1 pseudogene is annotated in these 394 nt (G+C 68.8%); it reads right to left on the reverse strand.

Features of this window, described 5'->3' with window-relative positions:
* Positions 1-112 precede the first annotated feature (112 nt).
* A pseudogene (locus tag LPW30_RS15950) lies at positions 113-394 on the reverse strand (AAA family ATPase); the annotation flags it as partial.

Raw genomic sequence — 394 nt, forward strand, 5'->3', positions numbered from 1 at the left:
TCGTAGCGCTGGCCGATGTGCTCGGTGAGGATCTCCAGCAGTTCCCACACGGCCAGAGCCTGTTCCGGGGTCCAGTGGCCTGGCAGCGGGATGGTGAGGGTGTGGTGGTGGTTCATGGTCGCAGTTCCTCCAGGGCGGTCTGCAGGTGCTCGGCACTGACCCGATGGACCTGCTCCTGGGCGGCGCAGGTCAGAGCATAGTGGGCCAGGCGGCCGACAGGGCGTGGCATGCCGTGGGTGGCCTGGTAGAGGGCCTCGATGGCCTCCGGCTCGAACAGGGGCAGTTCGCAGCCGACCAGGCGCAGACGGTGGGCCAGGTAGTCGGGCAGTTCCTCGCGGCTCAGTCCCCCCAGGTGATGGCGCACGACAAGGCGCTGGGCCAGGGACTCGTGCAC

Source organism: Ectothiorhodospira variabilis (genome assembly GCF_022227625.1).
GTDB lineage: Bacteria > Pseudomonadota > Gammaproteobacteria > Ectothiorhodospirales > Ectothiorhodospiraceae > Ectothiorhodospira > Ectothiorhodospira haloalkaliphila.